The organism is Mucilaginibacter sp. P4_E8, from assembly GCF_056401495.1.
On the sequence record NZ_JBFUJG010000044.1, the window covers coordinates 1 to 20,039 of the forward strand.

Sequence of the window (20,039 nt, forward strand, 5' to 3'; positions counted from 1 at the left end):
CTTTTAACCTGACAGTTGCGCCAGGTATTGGCAATCCTTTATCGTCCTTAATAGTACCCTTTACGGATATGTCCTGGGCGAGGCTTTTAACCTGACAGTTGCGCCAGGTATTGGCAATCCTTTATCGTCCTTAATAGTACCCTTTACGGATATGTCCTGGGCGAGGGCAAGCGTACAGCTTGCCAGTAAAAATAAAATAAGGAGAGTAATTTGTTTTCTCATAATTTTAATACTTAATTGGTTGGTTTGTAGGTTATTTGATTCAGTAAAGCAGTACCTGGTTCATTTAGCTACGCAAACAGCTAAACAGATCCTGCATGCAGGATCTGTTTAGCTTACCATAAAATTTAATTGATGCAATACAGGAATTTAAAACCCGGAGTTATAGGTTAGGTATCTTAATTATTACAGATAATATCCTGCGTAAAAGCCGTTTATACGACAAATTGTGAAAGTTTTTTCTTCATATTTGTATTGCTTATTTAAATTTTCGTTTGAATTAGGCAAAAGAGTCCCCTGCAACATTTAATGTTGTTGTTTGGCTTAACGGGACAATACAGATTTCGGTAGTGCTGAACCCACTACCGATTCTTTTTTTGGTGAGCCTTGATTTATTTTTTCATGATCTAAGGTTAATGGTTTATCAATATGCTACTATTTACCCTGTCATGCAATATGCAGCATAACAGTATTCATGTCTGCAGGACAATGAAAATTCACGGAATATAGAAAGCAATATTTACAATTAATAATTAAGTCGTTTTTAATTAAAGCGCTTATTTATTTACAATTGGTTAAAATTTTGTTATTGTACTTATCAAAAATATTCCGAGTGAACAGTTTTTCATAGGCTTTACCTGTTTTTATTTACGATAACGTTTTCGTTGATAACGCGTAAGTTGCTTGATAGGGTAAATCCTTTTAACTTATTGGTAAATGGTTTTACAATGACGTCCCTTTAAATAATGGATGGAACTTTGATGATGCGATGGGGGAATAAATGTTTTTAGTATCAGCTGTTTGATAACTTAAGTTGTAGTAATAACAACTTCCTTTTTAAATATTTTAAGTAATGCAAAGGTTAATAAGCCCGCCGTTACCCCGGCAACTATGGCAAGGGATATGCTGCCATATAAGTACTGCTCCATTTGAAGACTAATTGATTTTATGGTCATGTTACCGGTAAAAGGAATATCTGTATTTTTATTTCCCATCCAGTAACCACCGGCTTTATAGCTCATAAAAATTACTACAGGTATCATAGGTGCAAAGCTGATATGTGCTGCTAAAATAACCAGGGCTTTATTTAACCTGAATAACATAGCCAGCGCAAAGGCCACTAAGAGCTGAAATCCCCAAATTGGAACTATGCCCATAAATACCCCAAAACCAATTGATGATGCTTTGAGCCGGGCAGAATGATGAGGGTTAAACAGATGATCTTTTATAAACTGTCTGCTTTTCTCTTTACTGAATAGGGTAATGAAAAAATTGACCAGATAACCCCACAACACCTTAAACTTTGCTTTTACCTTTTCCAAATTATATAATAAGCTGTATCACAGCAAATTTAGTTATAGCAGCATTAAGTAATTCTTAACTTTTTAATAAATAACCACTTATGCTACAGCGATGACAAAAGTAAATATCTTTGATGGATTAAAAACAATAAAACTCCTGTAAGCATGGAGCGGATGCCACCCCACCAGGCATGTTATAATGTGTATTTGTTAAATAGATATCGTCTTAAATAACCTGTTTATTAGCTATAGTGCACATTATAAGCAAAATGCATGTTAAATTTTTATTAAAAAATTAGTCTACTAACTCTATAGTGCATATATTTGTAACAATTGTTATTATCGATCTAACCAATTAGTTCTTTATGGTAAATAATGAGGTCAGTCAACTAAAAAAAGAGAGAGCCCCTGGCTTTCTCTTTTTTTGTTTTAAATGGGTTTTATAATTTTATTTACCGATAAATTAAACATCGTGCTACTTAGCGTGTTAACACCAATAAACACTGTATCATGATCGATCCAAAAGACACCTCACCTGCAGCTAAAGATGGTAAATATGAATTTCACATCAATTATTCGGGCCGGGAGCTGGCCTGCCGGGTAGAAAAAGAACAAAACAAATTACATGTTTTTATAGATAGTAATATTAATGCTGAACTGGAGATTCAGCCTGATGGAAATATTACCCAGACTGGCGGCACTGATTTACCCGAATCAAGCATTGAGTTTATTAAAAAGCATGTTTTAGAGCATTAAGCTCAATAATTAAGGAAACCGGTGCAGCCATAAACCTGTACTACGACAGCACTTCCTCCAGTACATCGGCCGAGCGTATATTGCCAAAGCCCTCAATATGCAGGGCATAGTATTCTAATAGTTTTTGTATCAGGTACCGGCGTTCGTCATTACTAAACTTTAATTGCTGCATATTTTCAAAACTCCACTGTAGCAGCAGACTAAAGTTTTGCGTATGTGGCGGCGACAGGTATAAAACACTGTCGGGTTTATATTTGCTGAATGTGCCGTTCTTCATGTCAAAGTAATCGGCGTTGCCGGCCAAAAATCTATCGGGGTAAAAGCCCAGGTACCGTGTAAGCTGTACTAAAAATAACAGGTGGAAATTGGCCACATTGTCCGTTTGATGATCAAGCCACTCTATGGCGCTAAATACAAAATCAAACAAATTTTCATCGGCCGACTGCTGCTTTATGGCTTTATATAATACTTCGTTCAAAAACATAGCCAGGCAGCTTTTTATTACATCATAAGGAATAGTTTGCAGTACCGGCGAATTTTTAAGCTCGGCTATGCGCTGTACGCTGCCTGTGTTTTTATGATAAACCACCAGGTCAAGCAGGTGGAGGGGTTGCAGCATATTGCGGCCAATTTTGGCTTTTGGCTTTTTAGCACCATTGATTATGTATGATTGCAGACCAAATTTTTCAGTAAAGATCTGTACAATAACACTGCTTTCGCCATAGTCGGTTGCCTTAAATACAATGCCCCTGGTTTTATGCAGCATGTGGTAACAGTAAAAGAAGTTTCGGTATAAATATGATGAGGCCTGTAATAAAGGCAAACACGGCAGCAACTACCACAGCTCCGGCGCTTACGTCCTTAACGTGCCCGGCTTTAATATTATAAGTAGGCGAAACCAGGTCGGTTAATGTTTCAATAGCCGTATTTAAAAGCTCTGTTACCAGCACCAAAGTAATGCTCAGCATGATCCATTGCCATTCATCAACAGAAATTTGCAGTGCAAAGCCCAAACCTATAACAACAATACAGGCCACCAGGTGTATCCTGAAATTGAGCTGGGAAGCTGTTGCATATTGTAAGCCTTTAAAGGCAAAGCCAAAACTGCGTATCAGTCTTTTCATGTACAAAAATACATTGTTATTGGTACTTATTAACTTAATTATTTACCCTCTGGTGGCTATAAAAAAGTGCTGGCGGTTATGGCATTGTCACAAAGTCAATATCTTCAACCGTCACATAGATCAAAATTCGTAGTTTAGCGCCGCCCTTAATATCACACATAATGTTCTGGAAACATACTGCTTCTTTTATCCTTAAAAACAGGCTTATCGTATTTGTCTGCGTTATAGCACTGAGCGCTTTTATGGGTTTTGAGGCATCAAAAGTAAAGATAACCTTTAACGGCGGCAAGGTGCTCCCGGTTACCGATTCGGCCTATATACGTTACAACCAATTTAAAAAAACCTTTGGTCAGGACGCGTCATCCATGGTGATTGGTATTAAATCTGATAAAATTTTTGATAAGGATGTATTTAACGACTGGTATCAGATAGGTATGCAGTTAAAGCAGGTAAAAGGAATTAAAGCGGTAGTTTCTGTTGCTAATGTTTACAACCTGCAAAAAGACACCACGCACCATCGCTTTTTAATTAAACCGTTGGTTAACGGAGTATTGCCAAGCACGCAGGCTGTTGATAGTATAAAGCAACAGCTTTTAAATCTGCCATTTTATAAAGGCCTTGTATTGAGCGATGATGGCAAATCAACTTTAATGGCCATTACTTTTGATGATAAAATTATCAATACACCTTATCGTGTACCCATCATTAAAAAGATAGATCAGCTTGGCCAGCAGTTTGAACAAAAGCATGGCATAAAGGTGCATTACTCCGGCTTGCCGCTCATACGTACTGTTGTTGGCGATCTGGTTGCGCACGAGTTCTCGATGTTTTTAGGTCTGTCGATATTGATCACAGCATTGATATTATCAATTTTTTTCAGGTCGATTTTTCCAGTTATTTTCCCGGTGCTTATTGTGGTGCTTGGGGTAGTGTGGAGCCTGGGGACATTGGTGTTAATGCATTATGAAATGACCATCCTTACGGGTATCATCCCGCCACTGGTGGTGGTTATTGGTATCCCGAATACTATTTTCATCCTGAATAAGTATTACCACGAGTTTGAAATATCGGGCAATAAAATGGATGCCCTGACAATTGCCCTTGAAAAAGCCGGGATAACCACTTTTATAGCCAACATTACTACCGCTATTGGTTTCGGCGTACTCTGCTTTACCAATAGCGAATTATTGACCCAGTTTGGTCTGGTAGCCTCGCTGAGCATACTGGCTACATTTGCACTGAGCCTTATACTGGTACCCATTGTTTTTAGCTATTTGCCAAGCCCCAAAGCAAAAACGGGCATTAAGGATAGTAAATTAATGAAAACCCTCCTGATTAAATTGGATACCCTGGTGCACCATAAACGTAAAGGTATTTACATTGTAACGCTAATACTGATCGTTATTTCGGTTATTGGAATATTCAGGATCAACATTAATGGCTATGTGGTTGATGACCTGCCCCAGCATAACAATACACTCAGCGATCTTCGGTTCTTTGAATCGAACTTTAACGGGGTGCTGCCTTTGGAGGTAAGTATTGACACCAAGCGTAAAAACGGTGTCATGAACCTGGGTACCATTCGCAAGGTTGAAAAACTGGAAAAGCTTATTTCATCCTATCCTGAGTTTAGCAGGTCAATATCTTTGATACAGGTATTGAAATTTTCGACCCAGGCATTTTATGGGGGCAACCCTGAATACTATCGTTTACCCGATGGTTTGGAGCAAAATTTTATCCTCAACTATGCAGGTAACTCCGGTAAAAGCTCCGGTACATTAAACAGTTACCTGGATAGTACCCGCCAGGTAACCCGGGTAACGTTCGAAATGATTGATGCCGGGTCTAAAAAAATGAATGCCGTGCTGGCCGAACTGCAGCCACGTATCGATTCTATTTTCGATCCTAAAAAATTCCATGTGGAGCTTACTGGTTCCAGCATTATATTTATAAAGGGTACCAATTACCTGCTAACCAATCTGTACGAAAGTTTGGCCTGGGCCATTTTATTAATTGCCGGGGTAATGTGGATCCTGTTCAGAGGGGTAAAAATGATTGCCGTTTCGCTATTGCCCAACCTGGTGCCGCTTATCATTACGGCCGGTATCATGGGCTTTTTTGGTATCCCGTTAAAACCATCAACTATATTGATCTTTAGTATAGCGATGGGTATCTCGTCAGATCAAACCATTTATTTTATAACGCGTTATCGTCATGAACTGCGGCACAGCAAAAAAACCATATCGCACATCGTATCAGATACCATCCGAGAAACCGGGGTGAGCATGATATTTATTGCAACGGTATTGTTTTTTGGCTTCGGTATATTCGCGGTATCAAAATTTGGCGGTACGGTGGCTTTGGGTGTTTTGCTATCTATTACCCTGCTGGTAGCCATGATCAGCAACCTGACCCTGCTGCCTGCATTTTTACTAAGCCTGGAGCGTGGTATCGATCGCCAAAAAATTAAAGGACCAGATATTGAGGAATAACCTCACCCCAGCCCTCTCCAAAGGAGAGGGAGTTGGAAACAATAATTTTAAATATGTTAATTAAAGTCCTCTCCTTAGGAGAGGATTTAGGAGAGGTTTTATGGATCTTAAACTCAATAATAAAGTAGCTGTAATATTGGCAGCCAGCAAAGGATTAGGGAAGGCTATAGCCACAGCACTTTCTGCCGAAGGTGCAAGAGTGATCATTGGTTCGCGCGATGAAACCGAGCTTGCCAAAACAGCAGCTGAGATAAAACAACTCACCGGTAATGAAGTGATTGCCATACCTGTTGATGTATCAAAAGCCGATGAGATAGATGCATTTATTAAAAAAGCGGCTGCAGCTTTTGGGCAGATAGACATTTTGTTGAACAATGCCGGCGGTCCGCCGTTTGATAAGTTCGAGAACTTTGATGATGAACAGTGGCAAAAAGCATTTGAGCTAAACCTGCTCAGCTTTGCGCGTTTGAGCAGGCTGGTGTTGCCGCACATGCAAAAAACAGGCAGCGGGCGTATCATCAATATCATCAGCGGCTCGGTAAAGGCGGTGCTGGGCAATTCGGTATTGTCAACCAGTATGCGCATGGGCGTGGTGGGCATGGCCAAATTAATGGCCGACGAATTTGGACCTTATAACATCACCGTAAATAACGTAGCCCCGGGCCTGGTCCTTACTGACAGGATCAAACATACCTTACCCAAAGACATTGACCCAGAACAGGCTTTAAAAGAAAAAACAAAGAATATACCGCTTGGCCGCATAGGCAAACCCGAAGAACTGGCCGCCCTGGTTGCCTTTTTAGTATCAGAACAAGCCGCCTATATTAGCGGAACCACCATACAGGTTGATGGCGGAGCTAACAGGAGTATTTTTTAGATTTTGTCTGAACCGGGATTAGGGGATTGATAGGTTTTTTTCTTTTGTCTGAACCTTGATTTATAGGATTAAAGGATTGCCACGATTTCGAAAACTCTGATTTAAACAAAAAAAGACACATGTAATGTGTCTCTACATAAAAAGAAAAATCCTGTCAATCCTTTAATCCCAAAAATCCCGGTTCAGACAGTTACGCTCCCCGTTTACTTTCCCGCAAATAATCAATGATCAAGGTAATTATGCTGATGATACCGGCAAGCGTTAAGCCCAACGCCCCGCCCTGTACCAGGTCTTTCCATTTTGAATTATGTAACGCGGGGATTACCATTGATGCCGAAAATAGTATCACGGCAACCAATAGCATTAATATAGTACGCTTTACTTTATTTTTCACCCGTCTAAATTAAAAAAATCATTTATAAATTCCGTATTTTTGCAACCTCTTAAAAAAGAGGTGATAAAAGGTAGAATATATAGATGTACAAAGAATATAAGCAGTTAAACTTATCGCAAACAGGCAAAGAGATACTGGATTTTTGGCAGCAGAACAACATTTTTGAAAAAAGTATCAGCAGTCGCCCGGCAAATAACCCCTACACGTTTTACGAAGGGCCGCCGAGTGCTAATGGTATGCCAGGTATTCACCACGTAATGGCACGGTCAATAAAAGACATTTTTTGCCGTTACAAAACATTAAAAGGCTTTCAGGTTAAGCGTAAAGGCGGTTGGGATACCCACGGTTTGCCTATTGAGCTGGCTGTTGAAAAAGCTTTGGGAATAACCAAGGACGATATCGGCAAAAAGATCAGCGTTAAAGATTACAATGATGCCTGCCGCAAGGAGGTTATGCGTTATACCGACGTATGGAACGACCTGACCGAAAAGATGGGCTACTGGGTTGACCTTAACGATCCGTATATCACCTACAAAAACGAATACATTGAAAGCCTTTGGTGGATACTGAAGGAGTTTTATAAGAACGACCTTTTATATAAAGGGTATACTGTACAGCCATATTCGCCAAAATCAGGTACCGGCTTAAGCTCACACGAGCTTAACCAACCAGGTACTTACAAAATGGTGAAGGACACTTCGATAGTGGCCCAGTTTCATTTAAAGAATGACCAGCAGCACCCCTTAATACCGGTTTTATTTGAGGATACAAACGAAGATACTACCATATTGGCATGGACGACCACTCCGTGGACATTACCGGCAAATTGCGCACTGGCTATTGGCGAAAATGTTGACTACGTAAAGCTGCGTACTTTTAACCCTTATACTTATGAGCCGGTTAGCGTGGTGCTTGCAAAAGCATTGGTTGGCAAATATTTTAAAGCCGAGGGCGAAAATGTGTCGTTCCAGGACTATAAAGGTGGCGATAAGGTTATCCCCTGGGAAGTAAGGGCTGAGTTTAAAGGTGTTGAAATGATCGGTTTACGCTATCACCAGTTGATGCCTTATGTAACTAACGAGGACCTGGAGAAAAATGCTTTCCGCGTGATCCCGGCCGATTTTGTTACTACCGAGGATGGTACCGGTATAGTACATACCGCATCTGTTTTTGGTGCCGATGACTTCAGGGCCTGTAAAGAGAATAACGTACCATCGGTAATGGTAAAGGACGAATTTGGCAAGGATGTTCCCCTGGTTGATAAACAGGGCCGTTTTGTTGATGAAGTGACCGACTTTGCCGGTTTTTATGTTAAAGATGAATATTACAGCGACGCAGAACGTGCGGTACCGGGTTTTAAAGGTACCGATGTGCTTATCTCTATTAAATTAAAAACAGAGAATAAAGCGTTCGACGTTAAAAAATATGAGCACAGCTACCCGCACTCCTGGCGCTCAGACGAACCGATATTATATTACCCGCTCGATAGCTGGTTTATCCGTACCACAGCGGTAAAGGATAAAATGGTGGAGCTAAATAAAACCATCAACTGGAAACCGGAATCAACCGGAACAGGCCGTTTTGGTAACTGGCTGGAGAACCTGGTTGACTGGAACCTTTCGCGTTCACGTTACTGGGGTACACCACTACCTATCTGGCGCGAAGAGAATGGTTCGGAAGAAAAATGCATAGGCTCCATTGCCGAATTGGAACAGGAAATAGCCAAAGCAATTAAAGCCGGCTTTATGCCCGAAGGCTTTAAGCTGGAAGACATGCACCGCCCTTATGTTGATGATGTTATTTTAACTTCATCAGCCGGTAACAAAATGTTCCGTGAGCCCGATCTGATCGACGTGTGGTTTGATTCAGGTGCTATGCCTTATGCGCAATGGCATTTCCCTTTCGAAAACAAGGAGTTGTTTGCTACAGCCTACCCGGCCGATTTTATTGCCGAAGGTGTTGACCAAACCCGTGGCTGGTTTTTTACCCTGCACGCAATAGCGGTAATGCTGAGTGAATGCAGTGATGAAGTAAAAGCGGTAAATGCCCAGGTTGGTAACAAGGGAGTTGCTTTTAAAAACGTGGTCTCAAATGGTTTGGTGTTGGATAAAAACGGCAACAAAATGTCTAAACGTTTAGGCAATGCTGTTGATCCTTTCGCAACCATTGAACAATATGGTGCAGATGCTGCCCGCTGGTACATGATCAGCAATGCATCGCCATGGGACAACCTTAAATTTAATGAGGAAGGCATAGATGAGGTTCGCCGTAAGTYTTTTGGTACCCTGTACAACTCTTACTCATTCTTTGTGCTTTATGCCAATATTGATAAGTTTAAATATAGCGAGCCAGAAATAGCCTTAGCGCAACGCCCGGAGATTGACCGCTGGATCATATCATTATTAAACACCCTGAGCCGCGAGGTTGATGGTTTTTATGCTGATTATGAGCCTACCAAAGCTGCCCGTGCCATACAGGAATTTGTTGACGCCCACTTTAGCAACTGGTATATCCGCTTAAGCCGCCGCCGCTTCTGGAGGTCTGATAAATTGGATGATAAATTGTCTGCTTACCAAACGCTGTATACTTGTTTGGTTACTATAGCCAAATTAATGTCGCCTATAGCGCCATTCTTTGCTGATCGTTTATATAAAGACCTGAACAAGGTAACCGGTAAAGAGGAATTTGAATCAGTTCACTTAGCATACTTCCCAACCTATCATGATGAACTGGTTGATGCCGACCTGGAAGAGCGCATGCAGTTGGCACAGGATGTATCATCGCTGGTGCTATCGTTACGTAAAAAAATTGAAATTCCGGTACGCCGGCCGCTTGGTAAAATATTGTTACCTATTTTAGATAAAGGGTTTAAGCTGCATGTGGAGCAGGTAAAAGAATTAATATTATCTGAAACAAATATTAAGGATATTGAGTACATTACCGACACGGCTGGTTTCATTAAAAAGAAGATAAAACCAAACTTTAAGGCCCTGGGACAAAAAGTTGGTAAGGACATGAAGGCTGTAGCAGAGGCTATAAATAATTTCACACAGGACGACATTGCTAAACTGGAAACTGAAGGGGCCGTTAACGTGCTTGATAATAAGTACTTAATACAAGCTTCGGATGTCGAAATTATAGCAGAAGATGTTCCCGGGTGGCAAGTTGCAAATTTAGGAAAACTAACTGTAGCTTTAGATGTTACCATAACCAACGAATTGAGGGAGGAGGGTATAGCGCGCGAGTTGATAAACCGCATCCAGAATCTGCGTAAGGCGAAAGGATTTGAAGTTACAGACAGGATAAATGTGCGCATTAGCGATCATCCTTATATTAGAGAAGYGGTAAAAAATAATTTATCTTATATTTGCGCCGAAATTTTAGCTGACAGTATAGTGCTTGATGCTCAGTTAAATGAGGGTGATAAAGTAGAGATTGATGGAAATGAAATATTTATTGTTATTAGTAAAGTATAAATGAAAGTAGAAAACGAAAAAACCAGATATTCTGAATCAGATCTGCAGGAGTTTAAGGCTCTTATTCTTGATAAACTGCGTATTGCCAAAGAAGAGTTAAACTCCCTGGCAACTTCGTTAAGTTCGCCTAACGCTAACGGAACCGATGATACTGCCGGTACTTATAAAACCCTTGAAGATGGGTCTGCAACACTGGAAAAAGAACAAATAAACCAGTTAGCTGCCCGTCAGAAAAAATTTATTGACCAGTTGGAAGCTGCCCTGGTACGTATTGAAAACAAAACCTATGGTATTTGCCGCGAAACTGGCAAACTAATACCAAAAGAGCGCTTACGTGCCGTGCCGCATACCACCCTTACTATGGAAGCTAAATTAAAGCAATAAATGAAGGCCGCTTATACCAAACCTTTTCTAACTGCTATATTTATTATTCTTATTGACCAGATCATAAAGACCTGGGTAAGGGCACATATGTTTATGGGCGAAGAGATTCGCTTTTTGGGCAGCCGCGGTATGTTGCATTATACCGAAAATAATGGTATGGCCTTTGGCATGGAATGGGGCGGTGATGCCGGTAAACTGGCTTTAACGCTTTTCCGCATTTTTGCGGTATGTGGTATTGTTTACTGCCTTATTTACCTGATAAAGCATAAATACCACCGCGGCCTCATCATGAACGTAGCGCTTATTTTGGCCGGTGCGGTAGGTAATATTATTGATTCAACCTTTTATGGTGTGATGTATAACTATGCCCCGCTTTTTCACGGGCGTGTAGTTGATATGTTTTACTTCCCGCTGTTTAGGGGTACTTATCCTTCATGGTTCCCGATATGGGGCAATGAGCCTTTCGAGTTTTTCAGGCCGGTATTTAACCTTGCCGACTCGGCGATATGCGTAGGGGTAATTATGATACTGATTTTTCAGAAACATTACTTCAAACATGAAGTTCCTGAAGTAAACAGCCCCAACAGTGAGATGGTTGAAGAGTAAGCTAATTTAAAATGCATTTAAAAAATTAAAAATATGAAAAGCCGCTATATGCGGCTTTTCATATTTTTAAGACCCGTCATTGCTGAGGTACGAAGCAATCTCTACACAGGCAGGTCAATCAGGTATGTTATACCTTAATAATTCGCTCTGTACAGCATAGAGATTGCTTCGTGCCTCGCAATGACGAGCTATTTTAGACGAGTTATTTTAATTGCGTGTTTTATGGCAATGGAACTCGCTCACCCTTCATCTTTGATGCTATCTGCAAAGCTTTATAGGCATTTACAATGCCGCCGGTTTTGCTTAAGCTGGTAAAATCAACCTTGATGGTTTTGCTGCCGGGTTTAAATACCATGGTACCTGTTAAAGGGGTGGCCGATTGAAGGATAACCTGTTTAAGTTGTTTTGAGCTAAGGGTTGGATAATATTCCAGCACCAAAGCCGCGATGCCGGCTGTAATAGGCGATGAAAAGCTGGTACCATCTTCTGTCATGAATTCGGCATCGGTATCAACGGTAGTTACTTTAACGCCGGGTGCAAATACATCAACATTGGTTTTGCCGTAGTTGCTAAAATCGCCGGCAAGGTGCTCGCCTAATTTGGGGCCCGATGCACCAACATTAACCACATTATCAGCATCGGTTGAGCCATCTAAAAACGTATCGTTCGGAAAATCGGGATTTACATCCATATCTTCACTGTCATTTCCTGATGCCTGTACCAGCAGCACATCTTTTGACGCCGCGTATTTAAAGGCCTCGTCAAGCCATTCCTTATGTGGCGATATTTTTTTGCCAAAGCTCATGTTAACTATCTGTGCACCATTGTCAACAGCATAATGTATGGCATTGGCAATATCCTTATCATATTCATCGCCGTTTGGTACAGCTTTTATAGCCATGATCCGCACATTATCGGCTACACCATTAATGCCATAACCATTGTTGCGTACCGCGCCAATAAGCCCGGCCACGCCTGTTCCGTGTGATGCATCGGCAAATTTAAGCAGGTTGCTACCGTATGGTTTGTGATCCATGCTATCAACGTTATCGCCAACTATACGTTTGCGGGCTTCCAGATCAGGCGACAGATCATTATTCAATTTGGCCAGGTATTCGCTCAGGTCCTTGATAATAGCGGCATTGTTCTGATTGCCACCCTCCTGCGAAAATATAGAATCCCATACGTATTTACTTTGGGTAAGGGTATCGTTGGTCATTTTAAGTTTTACGAGGTCGATCTGTTTAAAAGTTCCGTTAGCCGGTAAGTTAAGTCCTCTTTTGATATAGCCACTGGTTACCATGAGGGCATTCATGATGGGTTGCAGCTGTTCAGTTTCGGTACGGGCCTTATTAACAGTAGTATCGTAAATTGTTTTTACACGCTTCCAATAGGCGTATTGCTTTTTATCTACGGAGTTGGTGTCGTTAATAGCTTCGTATTTGCCTTTAAGTTTGTTGTATTCTCTCACCTCTTCGGTGGTTTCATTAAAATCGGCTTTGCCATTTGGGCCACCTAAAAAATTCCATCCGTGTACGTCATCAATATAACCGTTATGGTCGTCATCAATACCATTGCCCGGAATTTCTTTAGTGTTTACCCACAAAATGCTTTTCAGGTCCTGCTGCAAGGTGTCAATACCGCTATCAATAGTGGCCACTACAACAGGTTTGCTTTTTTTGCCTTGTAAAAAAAGATAGGCTGGTTTTAAGCTGATGCCAAAGAACCCGTTTTCTTTCAGGTCCATCAGCTGCCAGCCTTTGGGTGGTTCGGGTTCTGGTTTTGGAAGTATTTGTGCCGAAGCAGGTAGGCTTAAGGTTAGTGAAACTAATAGAGCGGCGCCGGTAATGTACTTAGGGAAATTAAACATGTATAAAAGTTAGTAATAAAAAAATTAGAGGTCGAACTTGATCCCCTGCGCTAATGGCAACGTTTTTGAATAATTAATAGTATTAGTTTGACGCCTCATGTACACTTTCCATGCATCAGATCCTGATTCGCGACCGCCGCCGGTTTCTTTTTCGCCACCAAACGCGCCGCCAATTTCTGCACCCGATGTACCTATGTTTACATTGGCAATTCCACAATCAGAACCAGCGTAAGATAAAAATTGTTCTGCCTCACGCAAATTATTAGTCATGATAGCCGATGACAAACCCTGTGGAACACCATTTTGCAGCTCGATAGCCTCATTGAGCGTGCTGTATTTTATCAGATAAAGTATAGGTGCGAAGGTTTCGTGCTGTACAATTTTAAAATGGTTTTCCACTTCGGCAATACAGGGTTTTACGTAACATCCTGATAAATAGTTTTCGCCCTCGAGTTTACCGCCTTCTACTACAAATTTACCGCCCTCGGCCTTACATTTTTCAATAGAGTCAAGGTACAGGCTCACTGCATCATGATCAATCAGTGGTCCCATATGGTTATGCTCATCAAGCGGGTTGCCAATACGGATCTGTCCGTAGGCATTCACCAGCTTTTGCTTAAATGCATCGTAAACACTTTCATGGATGATGAGCCTGCGCGTGCTGGTACAACGCTGACCCGCGGTGCCTACCGCACCAAACACAGCGCCAATGAGCGACATATCCAGATCGGCATTTTCAGTAATGATGATAGCATTGTTGCCGCCCAGCTCCAGCAAACTTTTGCCCAGGCGGGCACCTACTGCCGCGCTAACGGCTTTACCCATACGGGTTGATCCGGTAGCCGATATTAATGGTACACGGGTATCAGCAGCCATCAGCTCGCCAATATTGCGGTCGCCAATGACCAGGTTTGATACGCCTTCGTCAATATTATTCCTTTTAAATACCTCCTGCGCTATGTGCTGACAGGCAATGGCGGTTAAAGGTGTTTTTTCTGACGGTTTCCAGATACAAACATCACCGCAAACCCAGGCTAATAAAGCATTCCAGCTCCAAACGGCTACCGGAAAGTTAAATGCCGAAATAATACCCACAATACCTAAAGGATGGTATTGCTCATACATGCGGTGCTCGGGCCTTTCGGAGTGCATGGTTAAACCATACAGCTGGCGGCTAAGGCCAACTGCAAAATCAGCAATATCTATCATTTCCTGTACTTCGCCAAGGCCTTCCTGCAGGCTTTTACCCATCTCGTAGGATACCAGGGTACCCAAATCATACTTATTAACGCGCAGGGCCTCGCCTATCTGGCGTACAATTTCGCCCCGTTTTGGGRCGGGAGTGGTACGCCAGGTTTTAAAAGCTTTGGCAGCCTGCTCAACAACCTGGTTATAATCGCTTTCGGCAGCAAATTTTACCGATGCTATTTTTTGCCCGTCAACCGGGGATATGATATCTTTTACGGTAGCGCCGGGACTGCTGCCCCAGGTACTGCCCGTACTAAAAGCATCATTTATATCGTTTATATGTAAACGTTTTAGAATATCTGAAATATCGAGGGTCATAATTGTTACTTTTGTCAAAGGTAAAAATCTTAAGGCAATTTTTTGTTCGCTCACCCTTGGCCTAATAATTGATTGTTAATTAATTATCAATGCTTTGCAAACCAACAGTGTTAAAAATGTGTGAATGTTGAAAACTAAATTGCCGTACGGACACTTACTTGTTGTATTTTGAACTCAATAAGTCTTTACAAGGCAATAACAATTGTTAACCTAAAGCGGATGTTCTGCAAACAAAATTGAATGGAAGAAGAATTTGAATTTGGTTTTACCGAAGATCCAAAGTTTTCGGTAGAACGGTACGAGGAGATGATTCGTAATCACGACCAGTACTTTTTTGATGCCCAGGCGTTTGAGAACATTATCGACTATTACATCGAAAAAAATGATCCGGCCAAAGCACTGCAAGTAGCAGAGTACGCGCGTAACCAGCACCCTTTTGCAGCGGTTTTTTTAATTAAACAAGCCCAGTTACTGGTAGTAACCAACAAAGTAACCGAGGCTTTTGCGGCTTTAGATAAAGCGGCCATGCTCGAAGCTTCTGACGCTGATATTTATATTATTCGCGGCAATTTGTACGAGAGCATGGAGCGTTTTGGCGAAGCCCTAGAAAACTATGAAAAAGCGTTGGGCCTTGCCGAAGAAACCGACGAGATCCTGCTGCATATTGCCTACGTTTATCAAAACATGGGCGATTATGATACCGCGATAACTTACCTTAAGCTATGCCTTAAGCAAAACATGGAAAATCAGGATGCCCTTTACGAACTGGCTTTTTGCTACGACGTAATGGACAACCAGCAGGAGAGCGTACAGTTTTACCAGCAATATATTGATAATGAGCCTTACAGCTATGCCGCGTGGTATAACTTAGGTAATGCCTATACCAAGCTGAGCCTGTTTGAAAAAGCCATTGACGCTTATGATTACGCCATACTGATCAAAGACAGCTTTGCATCGGCCTATTTTAACAAGGGTAATGCCCTGGTTAACCTGGAAAAATACGCCGAAGCTATTGAGGTGTACCGTCATACCTTTGAGTATGAACAGCCTAATGCCGATACGTATTGTGCCATTGGCGAATGCTATGAAAAGCTGGAGCAAATGGACGATGCGCGTGCCTTTTACAAAAAATCGGTTAAGATGGACCCGAAGCTGGCCGATGCCTGGTTTGGGATTGGTGTTACACTTGATTTTGAGGAACGCTATTTTGAGGCCCTGCACTTTTATAAAAAAGCGCTTGATCTGGATATTGCCAATGCCGACTACTGGTTTGCCATTGCCGATGCCGAGTATAAGCTGGGCCACATGACCGAAGCTGAGCAGGCCTACGAGAAGGTGGTTGAACTAAATCCGCTGGATATTGACGCCTGGTTGGACTATTCGTCTATATTATATGAACAGGACAGATTGGTTGGCGCCATCGAAATAATTTCGGAAGCCATCAAGAATAACCCGGAAGCGGCTGAGCTTTATTACAGGATGGTAGCTTATTTATTTGCCAAAGGCGAGTATAACGAAGCGCTGAACCACCTGGAAATGGCGCTTACCAGTGACCCCGAAAAGCATTACATACTTTTTGATTACCTGCCACAACTGCAAAAGAATAAAGTGATTGTGGATATTATTAACAGGTATACGAAGTAGATTTGCAGATTCCGAATATGCAGATGTGCAGATTTAAAATGTGCAGATGATGATTGATGTTATAATTGATCATTATCTGCATTTTTTTATGCTTTAAATTTGAAATTTGCATAGCGGCACACTTGAAGTTTGCAAATCTATGATCTGTACATCTTTTATCCGGATGGCTGAGTTTATAAAAACTTCATCATTTACACATCTGCATATCTGAAATTAGCATAGTTGATTTCAGTTTTTTTTCCGACATTTGTGTCGTTAGAACTTTTAGTTATAGGCTATAACCAACTACTGTATGAATTATACCATCAATGATCTACCCGAACGTACAAGCAAACCCCGTGATAAAGGCATTACTATGGTGATGGATAAAGGGTTAAGTTTAAGGCAGGTTGAAGATTTTATTGAGGTTGGAGGGGCATATACCGATATCGTTAAGTTGGGTTGGGCAACATCATACGTTACATCAAACCTAAGCGAAAAAATAAAGCTGTACCAACAGGCTGGTATTCCCGTATATTTTGGGGGTACACTGTTTGAGGCCTTTATTGTAAGGCAACAATTTGATGACTACTGCCGTATACTGGATAAATACCAGTTGGAGCATTGTGAAGTATCTGATGGGTCGATCACTATTGAGCACGAGGTTAAATGTGAATACATTAGCAAGCTGGCCAAACAGGTAACAGTAATATCAGAGGTAGGCTCAAAAGACGTTCAAAAGATATTTGCACCTTACAAATGGATCAAACTGATGAACGCCGAAATTGAGGCCGGCTCCTGGAAGGTAATAGCCGAAGCGCGCGAAAGCGGTAACGTGGGTATATACCGCGATTCGGGCGAGGTAAGGCAGGGCCTGGTTGATGAAATATTGACCCAGATACCCGAAGGAACCATTATTTGGGAGGCTCCGCAAAAGGCACAGCAGGTTTGGTTTATTAAACTGATTGGTGCCAACGTAAGCCTGGGCAATATTGCCCCGGCAGATATTATCCCACTCGAAACATTGCGCCTGGGTATCAGGAGCGATACTTTTGACCATTTTTTAAATTTGTAACTTTTGACTGATCTTACTATAAAGTTAACGGAGCCTTCGGATTAATTTCTGAGGGCTTTTTTATTCTGCACACATTGTATAGTTTTATAATTGAATTAATAACTCTTAATGGATTTACAAGACCAGATTATTCAAGCTGCCATACTGGAAATTGAGCAAAAAAGCTGGGGAGCTACAGAACAATATATGCAAATTCATGATGTGGTAAGAATTAATGGGATTCCAAAGATTGAAAGGGTTGATTTAAAAAATGAGGACGAAGGCGCAATTGCCTATCTTCCTGTAGAAGGGGAAAGATTTTATCTTGCTATTTATTTTGATACTGTTCCTGAGGTTTCAATCAGGTATATAGGAACAGAAGATTATACTAAGATTTATTTGCGAGCCACTTCAGATACACTTACCTGGCCGGAAATTACCGCAATGACAACATTAAAAGCAGCTGAAACTTTTAATAATGGGGACAAAAGAAGATCTGGTACGGCTGTTTATAAATACAGTTGTGCTAACTATGAACCTAATCCGGGGCCGGACACCTTTGAAAATAAGCTTAAAAATTTACTCGATTATTTAGAGCAAGACAAAAAAGGTGTAGAAGCTTTGGTAAACAATACGGATGCATATATACAGGTTGATAAAGATATTCATTACGGAAATGGTCTTATTGGTGGTCCGCATATTGATATTTTAAATATCAACCGCATGGCCAAAATGAAATTGGAGATTTCTTTTAGTCAGTATGTTACAGGTAATCCTTTTAAATAGATATTTATAAGGGTTATTAAAAATAAATCAATAATTATCTTTAGCTGTTTTCTTGCTAATATTACCACATGAAACAATACGGACTTATAGGATATCCGCTTTCACACTCTTTTTCAAAGAAGTATTTTACCGAAAAATTTAAAACCGAAAATATTGAAGACGCGGTTTATGATTTGTACCCGCTTGAAAATATCAAAGACTTGCAGGACCTGCTTGATGAAAATCCCAACTTGTTAGGAATAAATGTAACCATCCCGCATAAAGTGGCGGTGTTGCCCTATCTTGATTGGATAGAGCATGATGCCCGCAAGGCCGGTGCGGTAAACTGCATTTGCGTAATTGCTGAAAGCCCATTGCAGGCGGCTTTTACGGGCGAGGTGGGCGTACAAGGCCATGATTTCAGGCTGGAGGGTTACAATACAGATCTTTACGGTTTCGAAATGTCGATAAGGCCATTAATTAAAGATACCAATGATGAAGCACTGGTACTTGGCGATGGCGGGGCGGCACAAGCTGTGAAATGTGTGTTGGAAAACCTGGGCATCACCTATAAAACGGTTACCCGCAAACCTCATCCTGATCATATTTTATTTAGCGACCTTAAACCGCACCACATAAAACAGCACAAGATCATTATTAATACCACACCGGTTGGCACATCGCCTAAAATTGATGAATGCCCGCCCATACCTTATGAGGCCATAACTGGTGGTCATTTGTTGTTCGACCTGATATATAATCCCGAAGAAACTTTGTTTTTAAGAAAGGGTCGCGAGCAGGGCGCTACCACCAAAAATGGTTACGAAATGCTTGTTTTGCAGGCCGAAAGATCATGGGAAATATGGAATGCAAAAGATAACCGCCTATGAAATATATAGGTTTAATGATCGTAGTGATGATGTTTTTTGCGGCCTGCGGCGGTAACCATGATTATTCGCCAAAGCCGCGGGGGTATTACCGCATTATTTTCCCCAAAAAGGAATATCAGGATTATAACGCGGGTTGCCCTTATACATTCAGCTACCCCAAATACGCCTTTATTGAACCTGATAAAACCAAAGGAGCAAAGCCCTGCTGGGTAAATATGCAGTTTCCGCAGTTTGGGGCCACACTGCATTTAAGCTATCAGCCTGTAACATCAAAAAAAGTGTTTAATGAACTGGTGGAAGATGCCCGTACATTTGCCTTTAAGCATACCGTAAAAGCCACTTCTATTGATGAGGGGGTGATAAGTTTTGCCGACCGCAAAGTTTATGGTATTTACTATACCATTGATGGCAACGCGGCATCATCAGCACAATTTTTCCTGACAGATAGCACTAAAAACTACCTGCGCGGAGCGCTCTATTTTAATACCGAGCCCCGTCTTGATTCCATACAACCCGTACTTAATTTTATAAAAAAGGATATGGAGGTGATGATCAAGAGCTTTAAATGGAGAGCCCCTTAGCCCCCTAAAGGGGGAACTTTTGATTAGTGCGACCGCTTAGAGTTCCCCCTTTAGGGGGCTA

At 41.4% G+C, this 20,039-nt stretch carries 18 protein-coding genes; 11 read left to right on the plus strand and 7 right to left on the minus strand.

The window, feature by feature from the left end; all coding sequences use genetic code 11:
* Window positions 1–60 precede the first annotated feature (60 nt).
* Both AC1DRQ_RS16590 and AC1DRQ_RS16595 read right to left on the minus strand, forming a co-directional pair.
* Window positions 61–222 (minus strand): hypothetical protein, encoded by a 162-nt coding sequence (locus tag AC1DRQ_RS16590; RefSeq protein WP_477425750.1) that lies wholly within the window; start codon window positions 220–222, stop codon window positions 61–63.
* Between the two features lie 806 nt (window positions 223–1,028).
* Window positions 1,029–1,541 carry a DUF2062 domain-containing protein gene (locus tag AC1DRQ_RS16595; RefSeq protein ID WP_477425751.1) on the minus strand — a complete coding sequence of 171 codons (513 nt, stop codon included), beginning with the start codon at window positions 1,539–1,541 and terminating at the stop codon, window positions 1,029–1,031.
* 489 nt (window positions 1,542–2,030) lie between these two features.
* Between AC1DRQ_RS16595 and AC1DRQ_RS16600 the strand changes: the two genes are divergently transcribed.
* Window positions 2,031–2,276: a hypothetical protein gene (locus AC1DRQ_RS16600; RefSeq protein WP_477425752.1), complete on the plus strand. Its 246-nt coding sequence runs from the start codon at window positions 2,031–2,033 to the stop codon at window positions 2,274–2,276.
* Window positions 2,277–2,316: 40 nt separating this feature from the next.
* Here the strand turns inward: AC1DRQ_RS16600 and recO are convergent, their stop codons facing one another.
* Window positions 2,317–3,042, minus strand: a complete 726-nt coding sequence (gene recO, locus AC1DRQ_RS16605; RefSeq protein WP_477425753.1) for a DNA repair protein RecO — start codon at window positions 3,040–3,042, stop codon at window positions 2,317–2,319.
* Entirely contained in the window at window positions 3,032–3,400 is a 369-nt protein-coding gene (locus tag AC1DRQ_RS16610) for a diacylglycerol kinase (protein ID WP_477425754.1), read from the minus strand. Before AC1DRQ_RS16610 ends, recO begins: the two co-directional genes overlap by 11 nt.
* A 161-nt stretch (window positions 3,401–3,561) precedes the next feature.
* Between AC1DRQ_RS16610 and AC1DRQ_RS16615 the strand changes: the two genes are divergently transcribed.
* Together AC1DRQ_RS16615 and AC1DRQ_RS16620 are read left to right on the plus strand one after the other, a co-directional pair.
* Complete coding sequence (locus tag AC1DRQ_RS16615; RefSeq protein ID WP_477425755.1) at window positions 3,562–5,892, plus strand: efflux RND transporter permease subunit; 2,331 nt, start codon at window positions 3,562–3,564, stop codon at window positions 5,890–5,892.
* A gap of 100 nt (window positions 5,893–5,992) precedes the next feature.
* On the plus strand, window positions 5,993–6,769 hold the full coding sequence (locus AC1DRQ_RS16620) for an SDR family oxidoreductase (protein WP_477425756.1): 777 nt from the start codon (window positions 5,993–5,995) through the stop codon (window positions 6,767–6,769).
* Window positions 6,770–6,959: 190 nt separating this feature from the next.
* Here AC1DRQ_RS16620 and AC1DRQ_RS16625 read toward each other — a convergent pair whose 3' ends face one another.
* Window positions 6,960–7,163, minus strand: a complete 204-nt coding sequence (locus AC1DRQ_RS16625) for a hypothetical protein (protein WP_477425757.1) — start codon at window positions 7,161–7,163, stop codon at window positions 6,960–6,962.
* A gap of 83 nt (window positions 7,164–7,246) precedes the next feature.
* On the opposite strand from AC1DRQ_RS16625, the gene ileS reads away from it, so the two are divergent.
* Genes ileS through AC1DRQ_RS16640 form a run of 3 tightly spaced genes read left to right on the plus strand, consistent with a single transcriptional unit; the run spans window position 7,247 to window position 11,629 of the window.
* Window positions 7,247–10,639, plus strand: a complete 3,393-nt coding sequence (gene ileS / locus AC1DRQ_RS16630; protein ID WP_477425758.1) for an isoleucine--tRNA ligase — start codon at window positions 7,247–7,249, stop codon at window positions 10,637–10,639.
* A complete protein-coding gene (locus AC1DRQ_RS16635; RefSeq protein ID WP_429398856.1) occupies window positions 10,640–11,023 on the plus strand; it encodes a TraR/DksA family transcriptional regulator in 384 nt (127 codons plus the stop codon). It abuts the gene before it with no gap.
* Window positions 11,024–11,629 carry a lipoprotein signal peptidase gene (locus tag AC1DRQ_RS16640; RefSeq protein ID WP_429398854.1) on the plus strand — a complete coding sequence of 202 codons (606 nt, stop codon included), beginning with the start codon at window positions 11,024–11,026 and terminating at the stop codon, window positions 11,627–11,629.
* 220 nt (window positions 11,630–11,849) lie between these two features.
* Here AC1DRQ_RS16640 and AC1DRQ_RS16645 read toward each other — a convergent pair whose 3' ends face one another.
* Window positions 11,850–13,499, minus strand: coding sequence for a S8 family serine peptidase (locus tag AC1DRQ_RS16645; RefSeq protein ID WP_477425759.1), 1,650 nt, complete (start codon window positions 13,497–13,499; stop codon window positions 11,850–11,852).
* Window positions 13,500–13,523: 24 nt separating this feature from the next.
* A complete protein-coding gene (amaB, locus tag AC1DRQ_RS16650) occupies window positions 13,524–15,065 on the minus strand; it encodes an L-piperidine-6-carboxylate dehydrogenase (protein WP_477425760.1) in 1,542 nt (513 codons plus the stop codon).
* A gap of 240 nt (window positions 15,066–15,305) precedes the next feature.
* On the opposite strand from amaB, the gene AC1DRQ_RS16655 reads away from it, so the two are divergent.
* The 5 genes from AC1DRQ_RS16655 (at window position 15,306) to gldD (ending at window position 19,978) form a co-directional block, all read left to right on the plus strand.
* On the plus strand, window positions 15,306–16,709 hold the full coding sequence (locus AC1DRQ_RS16655) for a tetratricopeptide repeat protein (RefSeq protein WP_429398848.1): 1,404 nt from the start codon (window positions 15,306–15,308) through the stop codon (window positions 16,707–16,709).
* Window positions 16,710–17,001: 292 nt separating this feature from the next.
* Window positions 17,002–17,763 (plus strand): phosphosulfolactate synthase, encoded by a 762-nt coding sequence (locus AC1DRQ_RS16660; protein WP_477425761.1) that lies wholly within the window; start codon window positions 17,002–17,004, stop codon window positions 17,761–17,763.
* Window positions 17,764–17,871: 108 nt separating this feature from the next.
* Window positions 17,872–18,528, plus strand: coding sequence for a DUF4279 domain-containing protein (locus AC1DRQ_RS16665; RefSeq protein ID WP_477425762.1), 657 nt, complete (start codon window positions 17,872–17,874; stop codon window positions 18,526–18,528).
* A gap of 68 nt (window positions 18,529–18,596) precedes the next feature.
* The gene (locus tag AC1DRQ_RS16670; RefSeq protein ID WP_477425763.1) at window positions 18,597–19,397 is read left to right on the plus strand and encodes a shikimate dehydrogenase family protein; all 801 of its coding nucleotides are present in this window, start codon (window positions 18,597–18,599) and stop codon (window positions 19,395–19,397) included.
* Window positions 19,394–19,978 (plus strand): gliding motility lipoprotein GldD, encoded by a 585-nt coding sequence (gene gldD, locus AC1DRQ_RS16675; protein ID WP_477425764.1) that lies wholly within the window; start codon window positions 19,394–19,396, stop codon window positions 19,976–19,978. The genes AC1DRQ_RS16670 and gldD overlap by 4 nt, the downstream gene beginning before the upstream one ends.
* Window positions 19,979–20,039: the final 61 nt, after the last annotated feature.

Coding starts and splice junctions, on each gene's coding strand:
- AC1DRQ_RS16590 (WP_477425750.1), bottom strand. CDS start 222: ATGAGAAAACAAATTACTCTCCTTATTTTATTTTTACTGGCAAGCTGT.
- AC1DRQ_RS16600 (WP_477425752.1), top strand. CDS start 2,031: ATGATCGATCCAAAAGACACCTCACCTGCAGCTAAAGATGGTAAATAT.
- recO (WP_477425753.1), bottom strand. CDS start 3,042: ATGCTGCATAAAACCAGGGGCATTGTATTTAAGGCAACCGACTATGGC.
- AC1DRQ_RS16610 (WP_477425754.1), bottom strand. CDS start 3,400: ATGAAAAGACTGATACGCAGTTTTGGCTTTGCCTTTAAAGGCTTACAA.
- AC1DRQ_RS16615 (WP_477425755.1), top strand. CDS start 3,562: ATGTTCTGGAAACATACTGCTTCTTTTATCCTTAAAAACAGGCTTATC.
- AC1DRQ_RS16620 (WP_477425756.1), top strand. CDS start 5,993: ATGGATCTTAAACTCAATAATAAAGTAGCTGTAATATTGGCAGCCAGC.
- AC1DRQ_RS16635 (WP_429398856.1), top strand. CDS start 10,640: ATGAAAGTAGAAAACGAAAAAACCAGATATTCTGAATCAGATCTGCAG.
- AC1DRQ_RS16640 (WP_429398854.1), top strand. CDS start 11,024: ATGAAGGCCGCTTATACCAAACCTTTTCTAACTGCTATATTTATTATT.
- AC1DRQ_RS16645 (WP_477425759.1), bottom strand. CDS start 13,499: ATGTTTAATTTCCCTAAGTACATTACCGGCGCCGCTCTATTAGTTTCA.
- AC1DRQ_RS16655 (WP_429398848.1), top strand. CDS start 15,306: ATGGAAGAAGAATTTGAATTTGGTTTTACCGAAGATCCAAAGTTTTCG.
- AC1DRQ_RS16660 (WP_477425761.1), top strand. CDS start 17,002: ATGAATTATACCATCAATGATCTACCCGAACGTACAAGCAAACCCCGT.
- AC1DRQ_RS16665 (WP_477425762.1), top strand. CDS start 17,872: ATGGATTTACAAGACCAGATTATTCAAGCTGCCATACTGGAAATTGAG.
- AC1DRQ_RS16670 (WP_477425763.1), top strand. CDS start 18,597: ATGAAACAATACGGACTTATAGGATATCCGCTTTCACACTCTTTTTCA.
- gldD (WP_477425764.1), top strand. CDS start 19,394: ATGAAATATATAGGTTTAATGATCGTAGTGATGATGTTTTTTGCGGCC.